Genomic DNA, 25,760 nt, shown 5'->3' with positions numbered 1-25,760 from the left:
AAGGACCATGAGCAACAAGGACAAGGCGCAGCATCTGCGCGAGCTGGCGGCGCTGATCGACAGCTACACCGACAAGCGGCACGCCGAGCTGCTGGACCGGCTGGAGGCCGAGGGCATGACGATCAAGGACCCGTCGCCCCGCTGGCCCAGCTGGCGGATCGACATTGCCGGGGTGCGCGGCGAGGCGCGCCAGTCGCGCGACCTGGCGCTGGAAAACTGGGCGCGGGCGGCACGCCGTCATGCCCTGAAGCTGGAGGGCTGAGGCGGTGTCTGAGCCGTTTTTCATATCGCAGACCTTCGACCCTCATGTGGTCGGGGATGAGGGCGCAGCCCGTGCCTGGTTCGATCTGCGTGCCAGTGAAGCGGTTGCGGAGGGCGGAACGTTCCCGCGCTGCACGGTCAGCGATGCGGGCGATGGCCTGCTGTTCGAGTGCTGGAAGGATCGCCCGACCAATCAGGGCGAGCCTCGCTGGCAAATGCAAGACGTCAAACAAGAGGACTGAGACATGGACTTTGGAGAGGCTTTGAAAGCCCTGAAAGCGGGTGCCTGCGTGGCGCGCGAGGGCTGGAACGGCAAGGGGATGTGGATTGCCTTGACCCCGGGTTCGGCATTCGAGGCGCGCCATGCCAAGTGCGGCCATGCTGCTGCGAAACGGGCGGTCGAGTTGCACCACCCAGACGCCGAAATCGAGCTGTTGCCGCATATCGACATGCGCGCGGCGGATGGGTCGATGGTGGTGGGCTGGCTGGCCTCGCAGACGGACATGCTGGCCGAGGATTGGGCGGTGGTTGGCGGTTCGGGTGCCCTGCCGGCTGGCGTCGATCTGATCGCAGACGAACGCGCGGATCAGATCGAAAATCATGGGTGGACGCCGGGGCATGACGATACCCACCGTCGCGGCGAACTGCTTTGGGCTGCTGGCTGCTACGTGCAGGAGGCGGCGTCTGCGGCCGAAACTGGCCGGGGCGACTGCCCGGTTCCCGGTTGGCCGCCGGAGCAATGGCCGTGGGAAAAGGACTACTGGAACCCACGGGATGACCAGCGGCGCAACCTCGCCAAGGCGGGTGCCTTGATCGCCGCCGAAATCGACCGCCTGAACCGCGCCGCCCTCTCGGCAGCATCGACAAGCGATGCGTCTGCCGGGCCAACGCCCTCGCAGAGCGAGGGCTAGAATGATCGACGTCACCCCCTGGGACAATCGCGCGGGCCTCATCGTCCTGTCGCAGCTGGACCCCGCCGACTGGCGGGAGGCGCAGCTGGCGCGGGGCGGCGGCATGGATCACCTGGACGTCTTTGCCGACTGGCGCCTGGTGCAGGCCAATGCGCTGCTGTCGGTGATCCTGCGCGACACCTCCCGGGGCGGTGAGCCTTTCGCGGTCCTGTGCCTGGCGCCGACCGGGCACCGGGGGATCGCGCAGGCCGCGCTGCTGGCGCGGTCACACAAGAGGTTCCGGCGCTGCCTGGTGGCGGCGGCGGGGCGCATCCGCGACGACATGCCGGAATTCTGCCGCGACTGGGGCATCCGGCGGGTCGAGGCGCGGTGCTGGGCCGGGCACCCCAGGGCGCCCCGGTTCCTGGCGGCCTGCGGGTTCCTGCCCGAGGTCCGAATGGCAGGGTTCGGCGGGGATGATCCCGCCGAGTTCGTACAATTCGCATGGGTCGAAAAGGAGGCAGAGCATGTGCATCACAACCAAGGTTCCTGATTTGAAACCGGCGACGCAGATCATTGCATCGCCGCGCAGCGCCGAAGGCGTCGAGGCGGGCGCGATGGAGGCCCGGTTGCGCCGCGCGCGCGCCTCGGCGGCCAGCCGGATCATCACCAGCCCCGTGGGCATTCCCGCCGGCGGCGGCACCGCCCAACTGGGGGCACCGGCATGAAACCCGAGGCCATCACGGAAAACAGCCCCCTGGCGCAGGAGGCCCGGCGCCGCTGGGACGAGTTGCGCCAGGAGCGCATCCAGTTCGAGGATGACTGGACCGACATTGCCCGCCTGATGCGGCCGCAGCGCGGCGGCTTTGGCGTGGATACCGCGACCCAGCGCCAGCTGACCAAGGCGCTGGGGTCCGAGCCGATGATTGCCCACGGCAATTTCGCGGCCGGGATCTATGCCGGGATCACCAACCCGGCCACCCGCTGGGCCGGGCTGACCACGCCGGACGAGGATCTGAACCGCTGGCCGCCCTTTGCCGAATGGCTGGACCGGCAGACCTCGAAAATCTACGCCTCGCTCAGCCCCTCCAGTTCGTCGTTCTACACCTCCTGTTTCCAGGCCTATGCGGACATTGCCGCCTTTGGCAACGCGGCGGGCTATGACGAGGTGGACACGGGCAACCGCAAGTTCGTGGACGTCACCCTGTCGCTGGCGGGCGTGGTGGTGGACGTCGATCATCACGGCCAGGTGGTCGAGGTGGTGCGCAAGTACCGGCTGACCGCGCGGCAGGCGGTGCGGGCCTTTGGCGATCTGCCCAAAAAGCTGATGGACCAGGCCGAAAAGGGCGATACCGAAAAGCACGTTTTCTATCACCACGTCCGGCTGAACGACCAGTTCGTGCCGCGTGCCCTGGGACCGCGCGGCAAGCGGTATCTGTCGGTCTATGCCTGCGAGACGGGCGAGTGCGTGGTGCGGCTCAAGGGCTATGACGAAATGCCCTTTTACTACCCGCGCTGGGACGTCGACAGCGAAATGACCTATGGCATCGGCCCGGGCTACATCGCCCTGGCCAGTGCCCGGACCCATGACCTGATGGAAAACGCCACCCTGCGGGCGGCGCAGCGGGCGGCCGATCCGGTCAAGATGGCGCCGGATCGCAACGTGATCCCGCTGAACGGCACGTTCCGGCCCGGATCTGTCGTCTATGGCGCCGTGTCCATGTCCGGTCAGCCGCTGATCCGGTCGGAGGATTTCAACGGCAACATCGGCCTGACCGAGGAAGAAAAGCGCCAGAAGGTCGAGACGGTCAAGGAGGCGTTCTACTACTCGATCATGTCGCTGACGGGCCGGACCGGCGTCAGCAACGAGGAAAACCGGGTGATCGAGGAAGCGCGCCTGCGCAATTGGGCGCCGCACGCCGACCGGATCATGGAGGAATGGGCCGCGCGCAAGTTCGAGCGGCGCTACCGCCTGCTTTTCAAGAACGGGCAGATCGACCCGCCGCCGCCGGGCACGCCGGAGGGGGTGCCGCTGCAGACCCGCTACCAGTCGCAGGCGGAAATGGCGCTGCGCGCCTCCGAAGCGCAGTCGGTGCGGACCTTCTTCAACGACATGCAGCCCTTGATGGAAATCTACCCCGAGGCGCGGCACCGGTTTTCGCCGGACGACTACATGGAGGTGCTGCACGAGGCCAGCCCCTCGCTGCCCCAGCGCCTGCTGGTGTCGCGGGAACAGGCGGCGGCGGCCGCCCAGCAAGAGCAACAGGCCGCCCAGGCGGCGCAGGCCGCGCAAATGGCCCGCGAGGGCGGCGCCGGGATGCGCGACATGGCGCAGGCGGCCCAGATCATGGGTCAAGGAGAAACGACATGACCAAGAAACCTTTTCTGGCGCCGTTCAGTGGCAGCAAGCCGCTGATCCTGGAGCCGATGCCGAACGGTGGCTGGGTCGTATCGCAGCAAGAAAGGGACTACGGGCGCCAACCCGCAGGTCTGGGGGCCTTCTCCAGCACCGGCGACATGCTGGATGCGTTGGAGTGCCTGCGGGTGAGAGACGTGCAAGATGGAGAAACGACATGACCAGGACAATTTGCATCTACCACGCCAACTGCGCGGACGGGTTCACCGCCGCATGGGCGGTGCGCTGTGCCTTTCGGGGCCAGAAGGTCGATTTCATCCCGGCCAGCTACGGGTCGGAACCGCCCAAGGTGGCCGGGGCCAACGTGCTGATCGTGGATTTCAGCTATCCGCGCAAGGTGCTGGAGCGGATGGCGAAAAGCGCCCGCTCGATCCTTGTCCTCGATCATCACAAGACGGCCGAGGCAGAGCTGGCCGGCATGGACCGGCCCGCCGAAACCTGGGCGAAGCATGTCTCGGCCGCAGGCAACCCGGCGGTGTTGTTCGACATGGAGCGCAGCGGCGCGCAGATGGCCTGGGACTACCTGCACCGGACGGCGCGCCCGCCGCTGGTCGATTACGTCGCGGATCGTGACCTGTGGCGCTGGCAAATGCAGGGGTCGCGCGAAATCAACGCGGTGATCCAATCGCTGGAACAGGATTTTGCCAATTGGGACGCGCTGGCCCATCGGCTGAAATCCGGGCCTGCGCCCTCCGGCGGTGTCATCCAGGAGGGCGAGGCGATCCTGCGGGTGCATGACAAGCTGGTGCGCCAGGTGATCGACGTGACCCGGCGCAACATGGTGATCGGCGGGCATGTGGTGCCGGTGGCGAACGGGCCATATGCGCTGGCCTCGGACGTGGCGGGCACGATGGCGGAAGGCGCGCCTTTCGCGGCCAACTATGTCGACGGTCCGGATGGCCGGGCCTTTTCCCTGCGGTCGCGGGCCGATGGCGTCGACGTCTCGGAAATCGCGGCGTCCTACGGCGGCGGCGGGCATCGCGGCGCGGCGGGGTTCCTGGCGGCGCGCGGCTGGGAGGGCGACGATGCCACAAACGGTTGACGAGCAGCTGGCCGGTGCGCGGAGGGCCGGTTGATGCTGGACCGCATGGGCATCCTGCAGGGCCTGTTCGGCGTCTTTGCCGGGCCGGGATCGGCGCAGGCGCGCGCGTCGGCCGGCGACCTGGCGCGGCGCTGGCGGCGGGCCTTTCACGAATTCCCGGATCTGCGCGCCGACCTGATCCGGCAGGCGGGGCTGCTGCGGCCCCAGCCTGTCACCATGACCGAGGGGGAGCCGACCGTGGCCCCGCTCGACCCGCACCGCCTGGCCTACGAGGCCGGGCGGCGCGACCTCGCCCTGCAGCTGCTGGCGGCCGGGGGCGTGAGCATCGACGAGTTGAACGCAATCGTGAAGGAAGACGACTATGAATAGGATTTTCGGACTGGCGCCCGCGTGGCGCGAACTGCTGCGCGAGGGCGAGGGCGCCGGCGGTGGCGGCGGTGAGGATACCGCTGGCGGCGCCGGCGGCGAAGATACCACGGCGGGCGCAGGCGGCGCGGATACTGTGCCCGGCGGCGCGGGTGGCGAAGGCGCTTCGACCTGGTGGGAGGACAAGCGGCTGGCCGATGCGCGGCCCCAGCTGGAGGCCTGGGGATTGACCACGGATGATCCCGTGGACGCGGTGGCCAAGCTGTCCAAGATGGAACGGGACGCACAGAAGAAACTGGGTAAGTCCGCCGACCAACTGATGGACCGCCCGGCCGAGGGGCAGGACGTGGGCGAGTGGCTGCGCCAGAACGGCGAGCTGTTCGGCATCCCCGAGGCGGCCGACAAGTACGAGCTGCAAAAGCCCGAGGGCTGGCCCAAGGATGCGCCCTGGGATGACACGCTGGAACAGGCAGCCCGGGCCAAGGGGCACGAGCTGGGGCTAAGCCAGTCGCAGATGCAGGGCATGACGGCGCTTTATGCTGAACATGTGGCCAGCCTGTTCGGATCGGCGGAAACCGACGCGGCGGCCGCCAACGAGGCCCTGCGCACGACGCTGCAGAAGGACTGGGGCGGGCAGTACGATGCCAAGGTGGCGCAGGCGCAGATGGCGGCCAGTGCGGTTGCCGAGGCCGCCGGGATCGACGGCGACGGCCTCAAGGCCCTGGGCGATCTGCTGGCGGGCAAGACGGGCGATGCGCAAACGATCAAGCTGTTCGCGGCCATTGGCGACATGATGGGCGAGGACACGCTGCAGCTGAGCAAGGGGCAGGGCAATACGCTGGGGGACACGCCGGCGGATGCGCGGGCCGAGCTGAAGGCCATGATGGCCCCGGACAGCGACTATTCCAAGGCATCTGCGCTGAAACGCCAGGGCAAAGCCAGCCCGGATTTCGACCGTCTGCACAAGCGGTACACCCAGCTGACCGCCCTGGCCGCGAAACGGTAAACCCCGTTTCGGAACGATCCCAAGATATGCGCCGCCCGACCAGATCGGGCGGTTTTTTCTTGACAGCCCCCCAAATCTGGCGCTTACCCTGCGCGTGACGGGTGGCGTTGCCTTGGCGACGTCCGTCTGATCCGGGTAACTCCCGGCGGCCCAGGCCCCCGTTGTGGCCAGGTGCGGGTCCGGCAGCGCCGGGCGGCCCCTCCGAAATCTCACCAGATCGCTGATTTTTCGAGAGAGGGGACAAATGTCCTACAATCAAACCGTGGAGCCGCATCACAAGCTCCAGTATTCCAACAACGTGAAGATGGTCGCGCAGCAGGTGCAGAACCCGCTGCGCGCGGCCGTCACCATCGTTCCTGCCTCGGGCGAGGCGCAGGACATTGCCGACCTGATCGGCAAGACCGAGTACCAGGAGGGCGAGGACTACGGTCAGCGCAACCCGGAAATCACGCCGCAGCGGAACCGCCGCTGGCTGATCCGGCCCAAGAGCGTCGAGATCGGCCAGACCATCACCAAGGAAGAAAAGTTCGACCAGGCGATGGATCACACCTCGATGCTGGTCCGTAACCAGGTGTGGACGGTCGAGCGCGGTGTCTATGACCGCATCCTGGGTGTCAGGATGGTGGGCAGCAGCTTTGAGATCGCCGGCGGCGGTATCCTGGGCGCGGTGCATTCCGGCAAGACGCCGAGTTCCACCAGCGATCTGCCCACGGGCAACTTCATCGCCGTCAACGCGGGCGGCTCCGGCAACACTGGCCTGACCACGTACAAGCTGCGCGCCGCGACCGAGGCGATGGAGCTGCAGGACTTTGGCCTGGAAACCGAGGACGAGGTTTGGGGCCTCATCACGCCCAAGCAGAAAACCGACCTCATCAACCTGGCGATTGCCACGGGCAGCAACCTCGACCCCTTCGAAGTAAAAGCCATCCGCGACGGCAAGCCGGGCACTCTGCTGGGCATCAACTGGCTGTTTTCCAACCGCCTGCCGGTGGACAGCGACGGCTATCGCCTGGTGCCGATCTGGACGAAAGCCAACATCGTCTGCGGCATGTGGCAGGACGTCGAGGGCGCGATGTGGAACAACACCGAGCGCAAGAACCTGCCCTACATCTTCACCGATGCCTACCCGGCCGCCGGGCGCGTCGAAGATGCTGGCGTGCGCGTCATCCGCTGCAACGAAGCCTGACCCGGCGGGGCCGGGCATCCCGGCCCCAGCTTGATCCAGACATGAGCAAGGGAGGCCGCAATGGCCATCGTCAAAACTCTTTCCGACCTGATCCACGACACGATGGATCTTACCTCCACCCCGCCGGACCCGGAAAAGGCGCGCGGGCGCCTCATCTGTTCCACCGGCACCGTCGCAAACGCCGCCGCCGACAGCAACACGTCGATGTATCACCTAGCGACCCTTCCGGGCCGCGCCGTGGTGCACGAGGACACGTTTTTCGACGTCGAAAACTGGGGCTTTGCCCAGGTCGTGATCGGCACGAAAACCGACACCGATGCGCTGGTCGATCAGACCAAGGCAACGGAAAACATCGTCCAGCCCATCGCCATTGGCGATGCCAACCACGGCAAGTTCTGGTGGGAAGTGCTGGGCCTGGCCGCGCAGCCCAACGTGATCGAGATCTGGGCGCACGCCGAGGCCGATGCCACGGGCGCGGGGTCGATGCCCTTCCGTCTTGCCTACCTGATGCCCTGACGGGTGCCGCCGGGCGCCCGTCGCCCGGCGCATGAAAGGGGCGCGCCTTGACCATCGACATTGCCACATCGAGCGTTGTCAGCCAGGCCTGCCGGATCATGGAAATTGGTCCGGTGGCCTCTTTCGCGGAAGGGTCGCCGCAGGCGCTGGCCCTGGCCGAGCAATACCCCGAGGCGCGCGACCTGGTGCTGCAAAGCCATGACTGGTCCGCCGCGCGGGTCATGGCGGCGCTGGCGCCGGTCACGGTGGCCGGACTGGCGACGGACCCGGATCTTGCCTACAGCTACCAGCTGCCCGCCGATTGCCTGAAACTGTGGAAGGTCCACGGCACCGGGGCCTTTCGCGTCGATGGCCGGGTGATCCGGTCCGAGACGGCGGAAACCCTGACCATCCGCTATGCCCGGCAGATCGAGCGCGAGGCCGATCTTGGCCCGGATCTGCGGCTGGCGGTGGCGCAGCAGCTGGCGCACCTTCTGGCGCCGGTGTTCGTCGGATCGCGGACCAAGCGCGACAGCATCGAGGCCGGGCTGGAACGTGTCCTGTCCGTGGCGCGGGTGAACGACGCGCATTCCGCCAGCGCGCACCAGCTGGACGGGGACGCGCCGGATACCAGCTGGGTCAGCGAGGCGCTGCGATGACGCGGGCGCGGCTGGTCCAGAACGCCTTTTCCTCGGGCGAGATTGACCCGCGCCTGTTCGGGCGCAACGACTTCACGCGGTTCAAGACCGGGCTGGCGGAATGCCGGGGCTTCATTCCGCTGGTGCAGGGCGGGTTCACGCGGGCGCCGGGCACCGAACGCCGGGGCGAAACCCGCAACAACAGCCCGGCGCGGCGCATCCCCTTCAGCTTTGCCCAGAACGACGCGGTGGAGCTGGAATTCACCGATAGCGTGATGCGCGTCTGGCGCTACGGCGACCTGGTGATGGACGGCGGATCGCCCTACGAGCTGGCCACGCCCTTCGAGGAAAGCGACCTGCCGAACCTGGACTGGGCACAGGACGGCGACGTGATTTACCTGGTCGATGGCCGCAACCCGATGCAAAAGCTCAGCCGCGCCGCGCTGGACGACTGGAGCATCGCGGACGTCGCGCTGGATCGTGGCCCGTTCCGCATTCCGAACTTGGACGAAACCAAGACGGTTCAGGTGGAATACCTCACCGGCGGGGCGGTGGAATACTGGCAGGCTGAGGAAAACCTGACCAATGGCGACCGGCGGCAGTACGGATCGAACATCTACATCTATCGCGGCACGCAAACGGATTTCACCGGCGGGTTCGTGGATGGACACTGCGGCACGCGAGGGCCGACGCACACCAGCGGCACCAAGACCTACGAGATGGCGGACACCTCCGGCGGCGGCCTGATTGTCGAGGTCCGGTGGGAATTCGACGTTGTGACCGAGGGCGAGGGCACGGTGCGCCTGATCGGCAGCGGCGATCCTTTCGACGCCGAAATGGTCGGTGGCCTGATGCTGATCGAGCCGGTGGATTTCGAGGACGTGCCGGTGTGGGTCGGCAATGACAGCAAGCGCAACGGCAAGCTGGTTCTGTACGCAGACAACATCTATCGGCACATCGCCGGATCGGACAGCGGCGTGAACCCGCCAACCCATGTCGGCGGCACGCGCATGACGGACGGTAACTCCGAAACCAAGTACCAGTGGATTTCCGGGCTGCGCGGGATCGTTCGCATCACCAGCTTTACCGATGCCAACGAGGTCGAGGCCGACCAGGTGCTGCCCGTGCCGCGCCCCTGTTTCGACAGCGCCACCTATCTCTGGGCCGAGGGGGCCTGGTCGGACAAGTACGGCTACCCGGCGGCGGTCGAGCTGCACGAGCGGCGCCTGTTCGCGGCCGCCACTCCCAGCGATCCGCGCACGGTCTGGGGCAGTCAGCAGGGCGATTTCGAGGATTTCCTGGTGGGCGACGCGGCGGATGCGCCGCTGGGCTATACGCTGGCGACGGACGGTCAGAAAAACCGCATCCTGTGGCTGGCGACCGGGCGGCGGGGCCTGTTCATCGGATCGCTGGGCGAGGTCTACCGCGCCTATTCCAGTTCCCAGAACGAGGCCATCGGGCCGACCACCTTTGCGACCGAGATTGTCGCCCCGGACGGCGCAAGAGAGGCCCGCCCCATCGCGGCCTTTGGCGATCCGATCTACCCGGTGCGCGGCGGCGGCCGGGTGCAGGAGGTCAAATACAGCTTCGAGGTGGACGGGGCCGTGCCGCGCGATCTGTCCTTGCCGTCGCGCCACCTTGCGGCCTCGCCCATCGAGCAGATCGAATGGCAGGGCGCGCCGGGCAAGCTGGCCTGGATGCGGCGGGCCGATGGCCTTCTGCTGGTCCTGCTGTACGAACCGGAGCAAGAGGTCCTGGGCTGGGCGCCGGTGCCCGTGGCCGGCGGCTTTGTCGAGGACATTACCGTAAGCCCGGCGGCGGACGGCACGCGCGACGTGGTGACGCTGACGGTGCTGCGCACGCTGGACGGCGGAACGGTGCGCACGGTCGAGCAGCTGGCCGACAACGAGGCGGCCTTGCTGGGCGGCGCCGGGGTGGAGGAATTCAACCACCTTTACTGCGCGTCGATCTACGAGGGCGCCGCGACGTCCAGCCTGTCGGTGCCGCACCTGGCAAACGAGACCGTGACCGCCTGGACCGATGGTGGCGATTTCCCCGGCCTGACCGTGGCGGGCGACGGAACCGTGACCCTGCCGGGCGCGGTCACGCGGGCCACCGTGGGCCTGTTCGATGACAGCCACCGGGTCGAGACGCTGCCGCTGCAGGCCGTGCGTCGGGACGGCGATCAGCGCGGGCGCCCGATGCGCCTGCATTCCGGCGTCGGCGCCGTGCTGCACCGGACGGCGGGCGGACAGATCGCGGCGGTCGCGCGCGATTTCGGACAGGCCCCGCGCGAGGGCGGCTGGATCGGCATGGTGCCCGAGGCCTTTGACGCGGATGGGGGCGAGGCCTGGAGCGGCGCTACCCGCCTGGACGTGACCACCTTGGCCACGCTGGACCTGCGCCTGCGCATTCGGCCCCAGGGTGGGCGCCCCCTGACAGTCCTGGCGCTGGTTTCCGAAGTTGAAGGGGAGGGCGTCTGATGTGCGAGCTGATTTCAGGTCTGACGCTGGCCACGGCGCTGCAGGGTGTCGGGCTGGCCGCCAGTGTTGTCGGCCCAATGATGCAAGCGCAGCAGGCCAGCGCCACGGCCCAGGTGCAGGCGCGGGCCTATGAACAGCAGCGCGACCAGCAGCAGATCCTGCGGGCGGTCGAGGAACAGCGCACCCGCCGCGACATGGCGCGCGAGGTCCGCCGGCAGGCCTCGCAATTCGCAGTGCGCGGCGTCGAGACGGACAGCCCGACCGCGATCTACCTGGGCCAGACGGCGGCCGAGGAAATGGTGTTCGCGGCGCAGTCCGTCCGCCAGGGCGCGATGGCCGAGGCAACCGAGCTGACCAACGAGGCCCGACTGACCCGCGCGCGCGGGCAGCTGGCCCTGACCAAGGGCATGTTCAGCGCGGCGGGCAACCTGCTGACCGGCGCGCCCAAGGTCTGGCCGGAGCTGCTGGCATGAGCGGGTTGACGGTTCCCAAGGCGCCGAATTCGGCAGGCCGCGTGGCCCGGGCGCCGAACCTGTCGAGCCTGGCATCCTCGGCCCTGGGCGAGGGCATCGAGGACCTGGGCAAGACCATGCTCGACGTGGGGACCACGCTGGAAAACGACCGGCTGGACCGCGAAATGCAGCGCCACGAGGTCGACCTGGCCCGCGACGTCAACGACCTGCGGCTGGAGATCGAACAGATCGGTGATCCCGACGCCGCAGACGCCGCCTGGCAAAACGGCGTCAAGGGTCTGCGCGCGCGGTACGAGGCGCCGGACCAGGACGGCCGCCCGCGCGTCGATCCGAAGAATTCCGAACGGTTCGGCCTGGCCTTCGACAGCCTGACCGACAGCGTGTCCTACAGCCTGGGACGCCGCAGTCTGGGCCTGCGCCAGTCGCAGCGTGAGGCCAACTGGATTTCCTACGCGCATGAGGCGACGGTGGCAGCTTCGACAGCGGACCCCCGCCAGCGCGACGAGCTGATCGCGATGGGCGACCGCCAGATCGCCGCGATGCTGGCCGCCGGCGCCATCGACCCGGCAGAGGCCGAAAAGCGCCGTCTTGGGCTGCGCGCGGACGTGTCGAATGCCCGCGCCATCCAGGCCATCAGCGATGACCCGGACGCTTTCATTGCCGAGCTGGACGGCGGCGGCTTTACCGGGTTGGAGGCGGACACGCGCGCCCGCTACCGCACGCAGGCCGAACGGGCCATCGAGGCGCGCGCCAAGGAGGAAGCGCGCGAGCTGGAGCGCGCCGCCGAGGCCCGCGAAAAGGAAGTGGGCGACCGGCTCAAGAGCATGACAGAGATCATGCTGGCCGGGCGCGAAGCGGTTGACGAGAAGTTCCTGGCCACGCCGGAAGCGCAGGCGCATCCGCTTTTTGCCGAAACGATGGCCGCCCGCCAGTTGCGCGAGGACGGCGTTGATCTGAAATCCATGACGCCCTCGCAGATCGACGCGCTGATCGCGGGCGAGCGCACCAAGAAGCTGAAAGAACCCTACCAGCTCAAGAAACTGGAGCTGCTGGAGGATGCGCTGGCCGCGCATGAAAAGGGCTATGAGACCGACCCCATCGGCTACCGGCAGGACCTCGGCCTGCAGGTGACGGACCTGCCCGAGCTGGACCCCGCCGATACGTCGCGCTTCAGCCGGGCGCTGGAGTTCCGCTTTCTCAACGCGGAACAGCTGGTCAAGGAAGGGTTCACGCGCGACATTCGGATGCTCAGCAATGCCGAACGCGACGAGCTGAATGCCCGGGCCGGGGTGGATGCTGACCCGGCCGAACGCCTGGCGCTGGCCAAGGCGATCATCGGGTCCGACCCCGGGGCGGCGGACCATGTGATTGGCCAGGTCGAGGACCCGGTGTTCGCCCATGTCGCCGGCCTGTTGGAGGATGGCGGCAGCGACCGGGTGGCGCAGGACATCCTGCGGGGGCAGCGCATCATTGCCGAGAAAACCGTCATCATGCCGCCCGAGGCGGAGCGGAAGGATGAGGCCTACCTGGTCCTGCGCGGCTACTTTGCCGGGGTTCCCGCCAGCGAGGACATAGAGGCATCGGTGCTGGCGGCCGCCGACGCGCTCTATGCATCGCGGGTGCGTCAGCAGGCCCCGGACCAGGATGTTGACGGGGCCGAGTACCGCCGCGCCGTCCACGAGGTTTTGGGCGGCACCATCGACGGCCGCGACAAGCGGGGTGGCCTGCAGGACATTCGGGGCGCCATGACGCTGCTGCCCGCCGGGGTCAAGGCGCGCCAGGTCGAAGATGCCCTTGGCGAGTTGTCCACCAACCTCTCCGGCGCCCGGACACCGGCCGACCCGCAGGGCTATTCCGACATGATCGCCTCGGGCCGCCCGAGGGCGGAAACCTTCCTGACACCTGACGAGGCGCGCGAGCGGGGCAAGGCGCGCCTGCAACGCATTTCCCTGTCGGGCGGGCTACCCACTTTCGACGGGTTCATGATCCATCCCGAGGATCTGCGCCAGGCCCAGGTGCGGGCGGTCGGGCCGGGACGTTACCGGCTCTGGCTCGACGGGGAATACGCGCTCGATCATACCACCGGCGCCCCCTACGAGTTCAACATGTTCCAACTGCTGCGCGAGGTGGGGCAATGAGCTTTATCCTCAAGGGTATTGCCGCGCTGGCGCAAGAGGGGCGCGATCTGTTCGGGCAAGAGCCTGACGCCACGTCCCCGGCGCCCCCCGTCGCAGCCCCGGCTGCCGTGCCGGCGCCCGCCCCCGCGGCTGCCCCGCAAGATCCGCCCCCGGCGCCGGAACCGAAGGGCCCCACACTGGCAGAGCGGCTGCGCGCGGGATGGACGGAAAACCGCATCCTGAAAGACCAGTGGGACCGCGCCGAAAGCATCGAGCGGGATTATGTCGATGAGCTGACCGAAATGATCCCGCCGGAGTATTTCTCCGAGGATCGCAGCGCCTATGCCGTGGCGCCCTGGCGCGAGCGGCATGACTGGCTGTTGGATGCGGCGCGCGCCGCCCGGCAGGCAGATCCGGCCAAGTTCGGGGATCTGCCCAGGGTTATCGAAGATTTCGAGGACGAGGTTCTGCGCCGCCGCCAGGCAGAGCTGCAGGAGGTGCAGGACGTCTTGCGCGGCACCCCCGGCGATGCCTGGGGCGTACCGGAATTCCTGGGCGCGATGGGGGCAGACCTTTTGTCGCCCGGCGGGCTGACCATGATGGTGGTCCCGGGCGCGGGTGCGGTGGGCACCGCTGGCCGTGTCACGCTGGGCAGCGCCGCCCGGTTTTCCGCTTTCGAGGGGGTCATGTCCGGGGCCGAGGAAGGGCTGAGCCTGCCCGACCAGTTCCGGGTGGCCGATGACCTGGACCAGCCAGCCCCGCAACCGGGCAGGCAGATCCTTGGGGCAACCGTCGCTGGCGCCGGTCTTGCCGGTGCGCTGTCTGGCCTGGGCATGGCCGCGCAACGGTTCGTCCACAGCCGCCGGGCGGCGGACGAGGCCGAGGCAGACCGCAGGCCCGAGGGCGTGACACCGTTGCAGCATCGCCGCGAGCTGGACCAGGCGGCGGGAGATCTGCGCACCGGGCGCCCGGCGGCAGACCCGGATCGCTACCAGTTCGATTGGGACAGGCACCGCACCGATGGGGGCCTGCGCGATGACGCGATTTCCCGGATGCGGCCCAACCTGCGCAGCGGCCTGGAAGAGATGATTTCCGCCGCGCCGCCGCGTATCCGCGAGGGCCTGCAGGTCTATTCCGGCTATCGTTCGCCCGAGCTGCAGGCGCGGCTCTGGGCCGGGGCGTTGAAGAAGTACGGCAGCCCGCAGGCGGCCAGGAAATGGGTGGCGCCGCCGGGCAAGTCCAACCACAACCACGGGCAGGCCGCAGACCTCAAGTGGAACGGCTTGCGGATCGACCAGGCCCCGGCGGACGTGCGCGACTGGCTGCACCGGAACGCCGGTAAATACGGGCTGCATTTCCCACTGGGCAATGAACCCTGGCACATCGAGCCGCTGGGCACGCGGGGCACCGCGCCGGCCCGCCCGCGTGATGCCCAGCCCGGCAAGCCCCTGACCTTCTCGGATTTCGATTTCACGCCCAAGGGCAATGCCAGCCCGACGACAAACCCGATCGGCTACGTTTTCGGCAGGCTGCTGGAACGGGGCTACACGCCGGAACAGGCTGCGGGCATCGTCGGCAACCTGATGCAGGAAAGCACGCCGCGCCTGAACACGGCCCATGTGGGGGACGGCGGCAATTCCATCGGCATGGGGCAATGGAACGGGCCGCGCCGTCACGCGCTGCTGGCCTATGCGCGTGAACAGGGCAAGGACTGGCGGGATCTGGATACCCAGATCGACTTTCTGGATCACGAGCTGCGCACGTCCGAACGGGCGGCGGGCGATGCGATCCGGGCCGCCAAGACGGCGACCGAGGCCGCGCGCATCGGCTCTGAGCGGTTCTGGAGACCGGGCATTCCCCGGATCGAAAAGCGCATGGGCTATGCCGAGGACCTGATGGAGTTCTTCGCCGCCGGTCGCGTGCCGCGCTACCCGGGGGCGCGCAGCGGCGGCAGCGATGGTGCCGGCGGCGGGTCCTTCACCGGCTACACGTCGCGCGGCTACACCGCCACGGGGCAGGTCACGGCCGGCGATGGAATGACGGTTGACGTGGCGTACCAGGTGGTCGACCTGGCAAAGCTCAAGCGGGCCAGCGGCGAGTTGCAACCCCGCGACCGGACCCGTGCCGCCAGCGACGAACAGATCGCGGAGTTGGCCGCACGGCTGGACCCGGCGCGCCTGATGCCTTCGCCCGAGGCCGACCGGGGCGCGCCCATCGTCGGCGGCGATGACGTGATCGAAAGCGGCAACGGCCGGGTCATGGCGCTGGAACGCGCCTATGACCAGCACCCGGATCGTGCCAGTGCCTACCGTCAGCAGATCGAGACGGCGGGCTTTGACATTCCGGCGGACGTGGACCGCCCGGTGCTGATCGCGCGCCGCACCAGCGAGTTGTCCGACGCCGACCGGCAGGGCTTTGTCCGCGCGGCCAACCAAAGCCAGATCGCCCGGATGAGCGCGACCGAACGCGCGGCGATGGACGCGCGCAAGATCGACGCCCAGACCGTTGGCCTGTTCGATCCGCGGTTCGGGCTGCGCGCCCCGGAAAACAGCGCCTTTACCCGGCGCGTGCTGGGCGCACTGCCGCAGGCGGAACGGTCGGGGCTTGTGGATGCGGGCGGCAAGCTCAACGCCGAGGGCGCCCTGCGCATCCGCCAGGCCCTGTTCGCGCGGGCCTACGATGCGCCCGACCTTCTGGCGCGATACACCGAAATCGGCGAAGGCCCGATGAAATCGCTGATGACGGCGCTGGAGCTGGCCGCCCCGGATTGGGCGGCCATGCGCGCGGCCGTGGCGGAGGGGCGGCTGCGCCCGGAAATGGACATCACGCCCTTCGTGCTGGACGCGATGCGCCTCATTGCCCTGGCGCGCGACACGGCGGCCCGGGACGGCGGCAAGGTGGCCGAGGTGCTGGACGGGCTGCTGGCCGACATTGACCTGCTGGAGGGGGCGGTGCCGCCGCTGACCGTCGCCCTGGTGCGCAAGTTCGTGCCCAAGGGGCGCGCGGCCCCGGCCGAGAAGATCGCGGATTTCCTGAAACGCTACGCCAAGGAGGCGCAGAAGATCGGCGGCACCGAGGCGGCGCTGTTCGATGCACCCGGCCCGCTGGATGCGCTCAAGGCCATCGACGGCGAGGCCTTTGGCGAGTTGACCGAGACCGGCCGCGCCGCCAGCGCCGCGCCCCCGGCCGAGCCTGCGGCTGATCCCCTGCCGCAAACGCCGGTCACGCCGGAGCAGGCCGAGGCGGTGCGGGACCAGGCCGATGCCAGCCTGCGCGACAGCCTGCCGGAGGATCTGCGCGAAGGGGCCGAGGATCTGGAAATCCGGTTCGATGAAAACGGCCCCAGCTACCGGCTGTCCGAGATCCTGGACGATCTGGACGCGGACGAGGTTCTGGAAACCGTTGTTGACCTGTGCGGCGTGAAAGGGGCGGCCTGATGGCAAATATCCATGATTGCCTGGACCGGGCGGTAGAGGACGGCGAGCTGGACAAGACCCGTGCCGACGAGGCCGCGCGGGAATACGACCAGCTGCTGGCGCGCTACGAAAGCGTGATGCCCGGCCCGGCGGCCGAGGCGGCGGCGCTGGCGGATCTGAAAGAGGCCACCAGGCGCCAGGCACGGTCCCGCCGGCACACGGTCCTGAACCAGCTGCAGGCCATGCGCCGCCTGACAACGCTGATCGGGGACGCGCCGGACCCGGCCCTGGCGATCCGCGACCTGATCGAGCATTCCGAGACCAGCGGCTTTGCCGGGGAAAGCATCCGGTCGCTGTCCGACGCCTACATTCAGTCGGTCAATTTCGGCATCCAGGACGCGCTGACGGCAACGGGCCGTGACGTCCTGGGCCGCAGCCGTGACAAGGCCCTGCTGCAGGACGTCCTGCGCGAGCTGCACCTGGAGGACACCGGCAGCGCCAAGGCGAAAGAGCTGGCCGATGCGGTGCGCCGTCAGCAGGAACGCCTGCGCCAGGCCTTCAACGATCATGGCGGCGACATTGGCAAGCTGGACGACTACGGGGTGACGCACACCCATGACCATCATGTGATCCAGCAGGCGGGGTTCGACACCTGGTCGACCTTCATCCGTGACAAGCTGGACTGGAGCCGCATCGAGGACCGCGCCACCGGCAAACCCTTTGTCGCGGAAAAGGGCGAGCTGCCGGATGCAGAGACCGCCACCGTCTTTCTGCGCGAGATCTACAACGGGATCGTGACGCAGGGCTGGAACAAGCGCGAGCCGAGCATGGCCGTGGGCGGCAAGGCGCTTTACAACACCCGCGCAGATGCGCGCGTGCTGCATTTCCGGGATGGGTCCAACTGGCTGGATTACAACGCGCGGTTCGGATCGGGCGATCCCTTTTCGTCGCTGATCGGCGGGCTGCACGGCATGGCCCGCGACATTGCCCAGATGCGCGTTCTGGGGCCGAACCCCAAGCTGGGGCTGGAATACGCGGTGCAGGTCGCGCAAAAGCGCGTGGCCGGAAAATCGCAGGCCGAGATTGCCGTGGGCAAGAAGGCGGCCCTGGCCCGCACCATGCTCAGCCATTTCGACGGCAGCGTGAACAACACCGAGAACGAGGCGCTTGCGCGGTTCTTCTCGAACACCCGCAGCGCGATCACCTCGGCCAAGCTGGGCGCCGCGATCCTTTCGGCCCCGACCGACCTGGTGACGGTGAGCAAGGCCGCGCGGATCGCGGGCATGAAGCCGCAGAACGTCCTGGGCCGGGCCGTGCAGCTGGCCGCCAGTGCAGGCGACCGCAAGATGGCCCGCCGCGCCGGCTATGTGGCCGAGACGCTGGCCGACACCGGCGCCGCAGGCAACCGCTACCTGGCGCAGCAGATGACCAGCGAGACCATCGACCGGCTGACCAGTTTCACCATCCGGGCCTCTGGCCTGTCCTACTGGACCGACATGCTGAAAACCGCGTTCCGGCTGGAGTTCGCGGGCTACCTGGCGCAGAACGCCGACCGCGCGCTGGACGAGGTGGACGCGCCCCTGGCGAAGATCCTTCAGGACAGGGGCATAACCCCGGCGGACTGGGACCTGCTGCGCGCGCCCGAGGGTCGGTTCGTCGAACAGGGTGGCGGCGATTTCCTGTCACCGGTCTACTGGCTGGAACACCAGTCCAGCCTGCCGCGCACCGAGGCCGAGGGGCTGGCCCTGCGCCTGCAGATGATGATCGAGGAACAGCTGGAATACGCCGTGCCGACCATGCGCCTGGAGGGCAGGGCGCGAACGGTAGGCGATACCCGGCCGGGCACCTTCGCAGGAGAGTTGCTGCGCAGCTCGACCATGTTCAAGGGCTTTGCCCTGTCCCTGACCATCGGCCAGTATCGCCGCTTCGTGGCCCTGCCGACCGGCACCGACCGGGCGATCTACGCGGCCCAGATGGTGGTCGGCCTGACCTTGCTGGGGGCACTGTCGGTTCAGCTGAAGGAGCTGAGCAAGGCCCGCGATCCGCGTCCGATGGACAGCGGCGCATTCTGGGCGGCCGCCGTGGCGCAGGGCGGTGGCCTGGGGATCTTCGGGGATTTCTTCGCGGCCGAGACGAACCGCTTTGGCGGCGGCCTGGGCGAGACCATCGCGGGGCCGATGATCGGCCTGGGCGGTGACGTCATCAACCTGGGCGCCTCCAACGCCGCGCGGGCCTTCGCGCGCGAGGACACTTTTCTTGGCCGCGATGTGGCGAATTTCGCCCGGTACAACACCCCGGTTGCCTCCAGCCTCTGGTATCAGCGCGCCGCCTTCGACCGGATCGTGGCGGACCAGCTACAAGCCTTCCTGGACCCCGAGGCCGAGGCCGTCTGGGAGCGCCAGGAAGCCAACCGCGAACGCAACTACGGCACCCGCACCTGGTGGGAACGGGGCAAGCTGGCCCCGGAACGCGCCCCGGACATGACCAACGTGATCGGCGGTGCCCGATGACCCACAGCACACCAGAACATCGGCGGGCCAAGCCCTGCCGGTGCCGCCGCCCCGGCCCAGCGAAAGAGGCGTCGCAACGCCGGGGCGGCATCGAGCAGCAGCAGGAGGGCGCTTGAATGGTTGTCGATCTACTACCGGCCAAGGTGGAGCATACGGTGGCCGGTGTCGGCCCCTACACTATCGGCCACGAGTACACCGAAGGCTCGATTTTCGTCAGGATCTCCAGCGCCAGCGGTGCGCCCCGGTTGGCCGAGGACGATTACGCGGTGGACCCGGCGGCGGGTGCCGATGGGGCGGTGACACTCAGCACGGCGGCGGCGGCGCTTTACGATGGCGAGACGCTGGTGATCGAGCGCGAGACCTCGCCGCAACAGGGCTGGACCGGCGGCGGTGGCGTGCGTGGCACGGCGGCAGAGGCGCAGATGGATCGGGCCATGATGCTGATGCAGGAGCTGCGCCAGGGCGTGCGGTCCAGCATCCGCTTTCCCGGCCACATTGGCGAGGCCGAGGAACTGCGGGTCACGGCGGAGGCGCGGGCAAACTCGATCCTGGTCTTTGACGGCGACGGCAACCCGGCAGTGTCCGAAGTCGCCGCCGGCGACGTGGTGGAGGCCCTGACGGCGACACTGGAAGCGCGGGACGATGCGGAGGCGGCCTTGGCCAGCGCCCTGTCAGCCCTCGCCTCGTTTGCCGCCGGAAACCCGCTGAGCTTTCCGCTCGATCTGGGCCTGGTCGAGGACGCGATTTTGACAAACAGCTATGACCTTGGGGGCGTGTGATGGCGCAGCAGCTACAACACCGGCGCGGGACGGCCGCGCAGAACAACCTGTTTACCGGCAGCGCCGGCGAGCTGACGATGGCAACCGATACCGTCGAGGCGCGCATTCATGACGGCGTGACGCTGGGTGGCGTGCCCCTGGCGCGCAAGCCCATGACCTCGCCCGCTGCGCTGGCGGCCTACACCGGGCCGCTGCCGGCGGTCGGTGACGATGTGCAGGCCGGGCCATACCTCTACGAGCGCGCGGCCGATGATGAAACCGACGCGGCCGCAATGGCGGTGGCCGGGGGCCGCAAGGTCTTTGCCAAGCCGAAAAGCGGCATCTGGTACTTCTCGCAGCTGAACCCCGCGCTGGACAACTCGGCCGACACGGCGGCGCTGATGAACGCGGCGATCCAGCGGGTCAAGGCGGTGGACGGCAGCGGCAAGATCATTCTCGAACCGGGCCAGTACCGGACGGATGCCCCCATTGCCTACGATAGCTTCGTTGAGATCGAGGGGATCAACCCGCGCGGCGGCGTTCGGGGCGGTGGCGGCCATGCCCTGCGCCCCGTGGTGATCCTGCCGACGCATACGGGATCGGTGTTCCAGATCGGTTCTGCGGCTGGTGCTGGCCTGCGCGTGCAGGCGGCGGCGCTGCGCAACATCACGATTTCGGCCAGCTCGGGCGATGCGAATTACCAGAACTTCACCGGGATCGAGGTCATCGGCGCGCGGGGCTGCGAGCTGTCGAACGTGCTGGTGATCGGCGCGGCCGTGGGCTGGGACTGGACGGCGGCGGAAGGGGTCGCGCAGTACAACGAGACGTTCCGCGCCGGGGCGGTGGACTGCGATATTGGCATTCGCCTGGAGAACAGCGCGGGCCTCGCGGACAGCAGCCCGTTCTGTCAGGCCAACCACATTGGGGTTGGCGAAGTCACGAATTGCCGGATCGGTGTCTATGTCGGGAACGGTCAGCTGGTGGACAACGTGATCGACGTCAGCGGCGGCCAGATGGCCGGCCATGACGAATACGGCATCTACATCAAGGGCGATCACTGGACGCGCAGCAGGACACGCCTGTTCGGCAACTCCTGGATGGAGAACATCGCCGGTGAAGATCCCGACACGACGCTGAAATTCAAGCGTGACGTCTACGTGGAAAACGCGGTGGTCTACTACGGTCACGGCTTCCGGGCCGACCGGATTACGCGCGGCGCGAATTCGCAGGTCATACCCCAGGGGCCGCGTGTCCAGGCCGAGGCACAACTGCCCGGCGTGGGCCTGCCCCGTGGTGGCCTGTCGCGCCTGTGGTCCTTCGACGATGTGGGCGGGAACGCATGGACCTGCCCGGTGAGCGGTGCCGTCGCCACCAATGCGGGCGGCACCAAGCAGGCCGCAGACACGCGCTATGGCAGCGGTGTGGCCGGGGATGGCGCCGGCGGCGGACTGACTGTCGCGGATACCAGTTTCGACTGGACCAGCGACTGGACGCTGGCCCTGTGTACCTGCAACCCGGTCGACGGGAGCCACAACACGTTCACGGTCAAGGATGGCGGCGGGACCAATATCCTGGCGATCAAGCCGCGCTCGAACTTCATAGAGCTGGAGCTGACGGTTGCGGGTTCGAAAACCGAACGGAACTGGACGACCAAAAGCACCAGCCATATCGCCAATTCGCAATGGTGCGTTGTCAGCTACGATGCTTCGACAACGACATTCACCTGTTACGCGGCGTCCGGTCTGCCCTATGATCCGAACCTTTCCGCCGTGCTGGAGATCCCGGCCGCGCTTGGCGCCGGGTCCTATGCGACCTGGAACCTGAACGGGTCGGACAACTCCTGGGTGGTCCTCGATGAGGTTGGCCTTTGGGATCGTATCCTGACCGCCGACGAGATTTTCGCGATCTGCAACCTGGACGAGGGGCTGGTGACGGCCTTTGGCTTCGATCCTGTTGACCCGATGCAGCGGGGCGCGCCGGGGACCGGCAAGCTGATCCTCGATCCCGACGCGGCGTCTGCAGGATCGGCGCCGGAGCTGGCGGTTGAGGTGCAGGGAACAGAGGTCGTGAGCGTGACCCCGGCGGGCCTCGAAGTGGTCGGGCGCATGGCGGTCACGCCGGTTGCCTATGCGGGCCTGCCTGGAACGCCGGCGGTTGGGGATCGGTCCTTTGTGACCGATGCCACGGTGTCGGCGTTCGGGGCGACGGTTTCCGCCGGTGGCGGCGGCAATGCGGTGCCCGTGTTCTGGAACGGGTCGAACTGGTTGGTCGGCTAGGTCGGCGGCGTGAATGAAGGAGGGGCGTGATGGCCTGGTACGACAAAGGGTCTGACTATTGGGCGGCCTGGCTGGGCGTGGCGATCTACATGGCGTTGCGCAACGCGGATCGTGCGCCGATCCTGCGCCGCATCCTGAAGCTGGGATCTTCCACCCTGTTGGGGGCGAGCCTGTCCGAACCTGTCGCGGCAATGTTCGGCGCCCCCGAAACGCTGGTCATGGTGTTCCTGGTCGTGGGCGCGCACCTGGTCCTGGATCTGGTGATGGCGCTGCTGTCCGACCGGGCACTGATCGCGGACATTGTGCGCGGGCGCATGGGGGGCGGGCGCAATGGCTGACGTGTCTCATACCAGGCGCACGCTGCAATGCAGCTGGGACCGCATCCTGGTCCTGATCCTGATGGCCTTGCTGGCGGCGCTGCTGCCACACGACGACACCCCAACACAGCCGGTCCATACGGAGGAAGCGGAATGATCTACCAGGGCAAAGCCCGATACCCGGTGCACGAGGCGATCCTGCATACCTCGGCCACGCCGGGCGGCTGGGACGATGGCAAGAGCGACCAGGAGGTGCTTGATGCCTTCTGGCGCTGGCATGTCGAGGGGTATCCGCACCGCTGGCGCAAGGTGGGCTATCACCGGATCATCCGCACGGACGGGACGGTGCTGTGGAACACCGATTTCCTCCGCTCGATCACCGAGATCGGCGCCCATGTCCGAGAGCGCAACCGGGGCACCATCGGGATCTGCCTGATCCCCGCGCGCACGGTGCCCAACGTCCTGCGGCCCGGCGCCTATTTTGCGGACTTCTACACCTCGGCGCAGCGGATCGCGGTCAAGGAGTACCTGGGCGAGCTGGCCGAACTGACCGAACTGAAATGGGTGACGGGTCACAACGACTATGCCGCCAAGGCCTGTCCCGGGTTCAAGGTCGATGGCCGGGAGTGGCTACCATGATCCGCCTGCTGCTGGCGGCGCTGGTGGCGGTCGGGTCGGTCGCCGCCTGGCAATACATCCGCGCCGAGCAGCTGGCCGAGATCGTCGGCCGCGTGCGGACCCTGGAACGGCAACAGGAGATCGACAGTGAAACCGACCACCTTACTGATGATGAGCTTCGTCGCGCCCTTGAGCATGTGCTTGGGGCCGAGTGATGCGTTGTTCAGCGACGTGTCCAAGCGGCCGCCCGACGCGCGGCCGGAAACTATCGAGGCCCTGGGGGCTGATCCGGTGTTCGGGCGCTGGGTGATCTACCAGGACAGGGCCTGTGACGCCTTCGGGTGCATCGAATAGCGGTGTTCTGAACGTCCTTGCTTTTCCGAAGTGAGGGCCGGATATGATCGCGGCCATGATCTACCTCTGGTTCAAGTGCGCCGCCTGCGGTTTCGAGAACTCCGTCCCCGCCCCACGCGAGAGCCACGGCCTATTGCGAGACCAGATCCTGCGCCGGTGCAAGTGCCGCCGCTGCCGCCATGTAGGGGCATCTGACATGCTGCGGTACTACGATCCGGGCGCCGATCCTCTGTGGGGTGCGCGGACAGATTGAACACGCGCAGCCCGGCACCAGCCCAATTCGGACGCATTGCAAGCCATTGAAAACAAACGATGCGTTTTGACGCCAAATTCTATGTAAGTCACTGATTTCATTGCGTCGTGTCGTGATTTGTAATCAGTAGGTCCGCGGTTCGAGTCCGTGTGGGGGCACCATGAATTTCATGCAAGTAATTGAAAAGTATCATTTATGTGGGGCGCGTTCCAAAAAGCCACCTTTTTACCCACCTTGTCGATTGCGGTTTTCGCTTCAGGTTTTTGAGTGTGCGATTCTTTCGCGAAAATAGGGTCGCAAGATGATCCTGTTCCTGAAAGATGAACCTGCACCGCTGACCATGTGCAGCCGCGAGATCGCGGAGTTGCTGGAGAAACGCCACGATGATGTGAAGCGCAGCATCGAGACACTGGTCAAGCGTGGCGTGATTGAACTACCTCAATCGGAGGAAGATCAAATCGAGACCGGACACGGACGAAACACGCTGTTCAGGTCTACTACCTCGAAAAGCGGGATTGCTTTGTGGTTGTGGCGCAACTCTCCCCCGAGTTCACGGCACGGATCGTAGACCGCTGGCAGGAACTCGAAGCAGAGCGCGAATAGCCCACGCCCTTCCGAATTTCGGCGACCCGGTGGCGATGGCCCGCGCCTGGGCTGATCAGGAAGAGGATAAGCGCCGTCAGGCGGCGCAGATCGAGACCATGCGGGAGGATGTTGGCGCGCTGAACAGGCTTTCTGCGACCGATGGCGCGATGACGCTCACCAATTCCGCCAGAGGTGATCAAACGCGACGGACACAAGGCCATGGATGTAAGGCGTATCGCGTTGGACAGGTGCTCGGCCATAGCTCATGCTATCCGTGGCAGGCTCTTTCAGAAGCCGTGAAACAACGTGACGAAGCGGCCCTATGTATGTGCCGGCTGCTGTTTGCAATCGAGAATTCGGCGCGGCTTCGGAAATCGCTCATATGTATCCAGCCTGTTTGTCGGCTCGCGGGCCGTGGCCTCGATGGGGTTACGCACGCACCTTGGTCTCATTACCGGCAAAGTCAGTGATGACCATTTGGGCCGTCAGACACTGGGGGCGTAGTTTCTCCGTTCCATGCTGTCCTCTTTCGCGAACTTCGTGGTGCCCGGGAAGCGGTCAGATCGCTTCCATGGTCTCCTCTTTTATCGTGTCGAAGCGCGTGCCGTGACGCAGGATGCTCCACGCGGTGCGGGCCAGCTTGTTGGCCAGGGCAACCGCGGCCTTGTTCCTGGGCATTCGGGATATGGCGCGTTCGAGCCAGGCTCCGAAGCTGAACGCCTGCCATCGGTGGGGGCGCATCATGATCACCTTGGCGGTCTGCACGAAGAGCATGCGCAGGTATCGGCTTCTGCGCTTGGTGATCCGTCCCAAGATCGTGCGGCTACCCGTGCTGAACTGTCGGGGCACCAGCCCAACCCAGGCCGCGAAGTCGCGGCCCCGGTCGAAGGTCACGCCCTGTCCAACCGCCGCGACCATGGCCGTCGAAACCATCGTCCCGATAGACCAGAGGCCGATCATGCACTAACACTCAAACCGGACCACTCAGCGGGGGCGGGTCAGGCCCTGGAAAAGGACTCCTACGAGTGCCGGGTCTGTGGAAATTTTCTTGAAGAGTGGAACGCGTCAACTGTGTCGACTTTTCGATTGGTCGCAAGGCCTAACGACGCTTGACCGAAAACCCAAGCGTCAACCTGGAACTGCCGCATTAGCGGACGCATCAAGCCGATAGCCGGGGCCACACAGGGAGCCGGGAGAGTTATCGGAGGTGTCCGGTTGACTTTGTGACCGGCGATGCGCCTGATTTCGCGCCTGCGACTAACATCAACTGTCGGGTCGAACCGGGGGAGTGCCCGTGGAT

26 protein-coding genes and 1 pseudogene are annotated in these 25,760 nt (G+C 67.2%); 26 read left to right on the top strand and 1 reads right to left on the bottom strand.

All coding sequences use genetic code 11. The features are described 5' to 3' along the window. Positions 1-7: 7 nt before the first annotated feature. From BLQ71_RS18845 to BLQ71_RS26855, 26 genes are all read left to right on the top strand, one after another. Positions 8-262 (top strand): hypothetical protein, encoded by a 255-nt coding sequence (locus tag BLQ71_RS18845; protein WP_074622833.1) that lies wholly within the window; start codon positions 8-10, stop codon positions 260-262. Positions 263-266: 4 nt separating this feature from the next. After that, positions 267-503 (top strand): hypothetical protein, encoded by a 237-nt coding sequence (locus BLQ71_RS18840; RefSeq protein ID WP_043146379.1) that lies wholly within the window; start codon positions 267-269, stop codon positions 501-503. A 3-nt stretch (positions 504-506) separates the two neighbouring features. Next, a complete protein-coding gene (locus BLQ71_RS26685) occupies positions 507-1,172 on the top strand; it encodes a DUF2829 domain-containing protein (RefSeq protein WP_074622832.1) in 666 nt (221 codons plus the stop codon). Between the two features lies 1 nt (position 1,173). Then, positions 1,174-1,704, top strand: a complete 531-nt coding sequence (locus BLQ71_RS18830) for a hypothetical protein (protein WP_074622831.1) — start codon at positions 1,174-1,176, stop codon at positions 1,702-1,704. Further along, positions 1,679-1,879, top strand: a complete 201-nt coding sequence (locus BLQ71_RS18825; RefSeq protein ID WP_074622830.1) for a hypothetical protein — start codon at positions 1,679-1,681, stop codon at positions 1,877-1,879. The genes BLQ71_RS18830 and BLQ71_RS18825 overlap by 26 nt, the downstream gene beginning before the upstream one ends. After that, entirely contained in the window at positions 1,876-3,522 is a 1,647-nt protein-coding gene (locus tag BLQ71_RS18820; RefSeq protein ID WP_074622829.1) for a portal protein, read from the top strand. The genes BLQ71_RS18825 and BLQ71_RS18820 overlap by 4 nt, the downstream gene beginning before the upstream one ends. Beyond that, on the top strand, positions 3,519-3,728 hold the full coding sequence (locus tag BLQ71_RS18815; protein WP_074622828.1) for a hypothetical protein: 210 nt from the start codon (positions 3,519-3,521) through the stop codon (positions 3,726-3,728). Before BLQ71_RS18820 ends, BLQ71_RS18815 begins: the two co-directional genes overlap by 4 nt. Then, positions 3,725-4,609, top strand: a complete 885-nt coding sequence (locus tag BLQ71_RS18810; protein ID WP_074622827.1) for a phosphohydrolase — start codon at positions 3,725-3,727, stop codon at positions 4,607-4,609. The genes BLQ71_RS18815 and BLQ71_RS18810 overlap by 4 nt, the downstream gene beginning before the upstream one ends. Positions 4,610-4,642: 33 nt before the next feature. Continuing rightward, positions 4,643-4,978 carry a hypothetical protein gene (locus tag BLQ71_RS18805; protein WP_074622826.1) on the top strand — a complete coding sequence of 112 codons (336 nt, stop codon included), beginning with the start codon at positions 4,643-4,645 and terminating at the stop codon, positions 4,976-4,978. Further along, complete coding sequence (locus BLQ71_RS18800; RefSeq protein WP_074622825.1) at positions 4,971-5,981, top strand: hypothetical protein; 1,011 nt, start codon at positions 4,971-4,973, stop codon at positions 5,979-5,981. Before BLQ71_RS18805 ends, BLQ71_RS18800 begins: the two co-directional genes overlap by 8 nt. Before the next feature lie 244 nt (positions 5,982-6,225). Continuing rightward, positions 6,226-7,167: a phage capsid protein gene (locus BLQ71_RS18795; protein ID WP_074622824.1), complete on the top strand. Its 942-nt coding sequence runs from the start codon at positions 6,226-6,228 to the stop codon at positions 7,165-7,167. Positions 7,168-7,227: 60 nt separating this feature from the next. Next, the gene (locus BLQ71_RS18790; RefSeq protein WP_074622823.1) at positions 7,228-7,683 is read left to right on the top strand and encodes a hypothetical protein; all 456 of its coding nucleotides are present in this window, start codon (positions 7,228-7,230) and stop codon (positions 7,681-7,683) included. A 47-nt stretch (positions 7,684-7,730) separates the two neighbouring features. Next, positions 7,731-8,321, top strand: coding sequence for a phage connector family protein (locus BLQ71_RS18785; RefSeq protein ID WP_074622822.1), 591 nt, complete (start codon positions 7,731-7,733; stop codon positions 8,319-8,321). Beyond that, positions 8,318-10,783: a phage tail protein gene (locus tag BLQ71_RS18780; RefSeq protein ID WP_074622821.1), complete on the top strand. Its 2,466-nt coding sequence runs from the start codon at positions 8,318-8,320 to the stop codon at positions 10,781-10,783. The genes BLQ71_RS18785 and BLQ71_RS18780 overlap by 4 nt, the downstream gene beginning before the upstream one ends. Then, positions 10,783-11,256 carry a hypothetical protein gene (locus BLQ71_RS18775; protein WP_074622820.1) on the top strand — a complete coding sequence of 158 codons (474 nt, stop codon included), beginning with the start codon at positions 10,783-10,785 and terminating at the stop codon, positions 11,254-11,256. The genes BLQ71_RS18780 and BLQ71_RS18775 overlap by 1 nt, the downstream gene beginning before the upstream one ends. Continuing rightward, a complete protein-coding gene (locus BLQ71_RS26995) occupies positions 11,253-13,394 on the top strand; it encodes a hypothetical protein (protein WP_074622819.1) in 2,142 nt (713 codons plus the stop codon). Before BLQ71_RS18775 ends, BLQ71_RS26995 begins: the two co-directional genes overlap by 4 nt. Further along, on the top strand, positions 13,391-16,810 hold the full coding sequence (locus BLQ71_RS26470; RefSeq protein ID WP_074622818.1) for a phage tail tip lysozyme: 3,420 nt from the start codon (positions 13,391-13,393) through the stop codon (positions 16,808-16,810). The genes BLQ71_RS26995 and BLQ71_RS26470 overlap by 4 nt, the downstream gene beginning before the upstream one ends. Next, a complete protein-coding gene (locus BLQ71_RS18760) occupies positions 16,810-19,299 on the top strand; it encodes a hypothetical protein (protein ID WP_074622817.1) in 2,490 nt (829 codons plus the stop codon). Before BLQ71_RS26470 ends, BLQ71_RS18760 begins: the two co-directional genes overlap by 1 nt. Before the next feature lie 116 nt (positions 19,300-19,415). Beyond that, the gene (locus BLQ71_RS18755) at positions 19,416-20,078 is read left to right on the top strand and encodes a hypothetical protein (RefSeq protein ID WP_074622816.1); all 663 of its coding nucleotides are present in this window, start codon (positions 19,416-19,418) and stop codon (positions 20,076-20,078) included. Beyond that, on the top strand, positions 20,078-22,333 hold the full coding sequence (locus BLQ71_RS18750; RefSeq protein WP_074622815.1) for a hyaluronate lyase N-terminal domain-containing protein: 2,256 nt from the start codon (positions 20,078-20,080) through the stop codon (positions 22,331-22,333). Before BLQ71_RS18755 ends, BLQ71_RS18750 begins: the two co-directional genes overlap by 1 nt. Positions 22,334-22,362: 29 nt before the next feature. Further along, positions 22,363-22,671, top strand: coding sequence for a hypothetical protein (locus BLQ71_RS18745; protein ID WP_074622814.1), 309 nt, complete (start codon positions 22,363-22,365; stop codon positions 22,669-22,671). Further along, positions 22,664-22,807, top strand: a complete 144-nt coding sequence (locus tag BLQ71_RS26465; RefSeq protein ID WP_162846280.1) for a hypothetical protein — start codon at positions 22,664-22,666, stop codon at positions 22,805-22,807. Before BLQ71_RS18745 ends, BLQ71_RS26465 begins: the two co-directional genes overlap by 8 nt. After that, positions 22,804-23,289 carry an N-acetylmuramoyl-L-alanine amidase gene (locus BLQ71_RS18740; protein WP_074622813.1) on the top strand — a complete coding sequence of 162 codons (486 nt, stop codon included), beginning with the start codon at positions 22,804-22,806 and terminating at the stop codon, positions 23,287-23,289. Before BLQ71_RS26465 ends, BLQ71_RS18740 begins: the two co-directional genes overlap by 4 nt. Further along, a complete protein-coding gene (locus BLQ71_RS18735; protein ID WP_074622812.1) occupies positions 23,286-23,483 on the top strand; it encodes a hypothetical protein in 198 nt (65 codons plus the stop codon). The genes BLQ71_RS18740 and BLQ71_RS18735 overlap by 4 nt, the downstream gene beginning before the upstream one ends. 182 nt (positions 23,484-23,665) lie before the next feature. Beyond that, on the top strand, positions 23,666-23,875 hold the full coding sequence (locus tag BLQ71_RS18730; protein WP_074622811.1) for a hypothetical protein: 210 nt from the start codon (positions 23,666-23,668) through the stop codon (positions 23,873-23,875). A 301-nt stretch (positions 23,876-24,176) separates the two neighbouring features. Further along, complete coding sequence (locus BLQ71_RS26855; protein WP_229754901.1) at positions 24,177-24,443, top strand: hypothetical protein; 267 nt, start codon at positions 24,177-24,179, stop codon at positions 24,441-24,443. A 575-nt stretch (positions 24,444-25,018) separates the two neighbouring features. Here the strand turns inward: BLQ71_RS26855 and BLQ71_RS18725 are convergent. Further along, positions 25,019-25,402: pseudogene (locus BLQ71_RS18725) on the bottom strand (transposase); the annotation flags it as partial. Positions 25,403-25,760 lie beyond the last annotated feature (358 nt).

The sequence above is a fragment of the Antarctobacter albus genome, assembly GCF_900101505.1.
Taxonomy (GTDB): Bacteria; Pseudomonadota; Alphaproteobacteria; order Rhodobacterales; family Rhodobacteraceae; genus Antarctobacter; species Antarctobacter albus.
The sequence above is the reverse complement of the archived record's forward strand: the minus strand, read 5'-3'. Positions and strand labels throughout refer to the sequence as shown.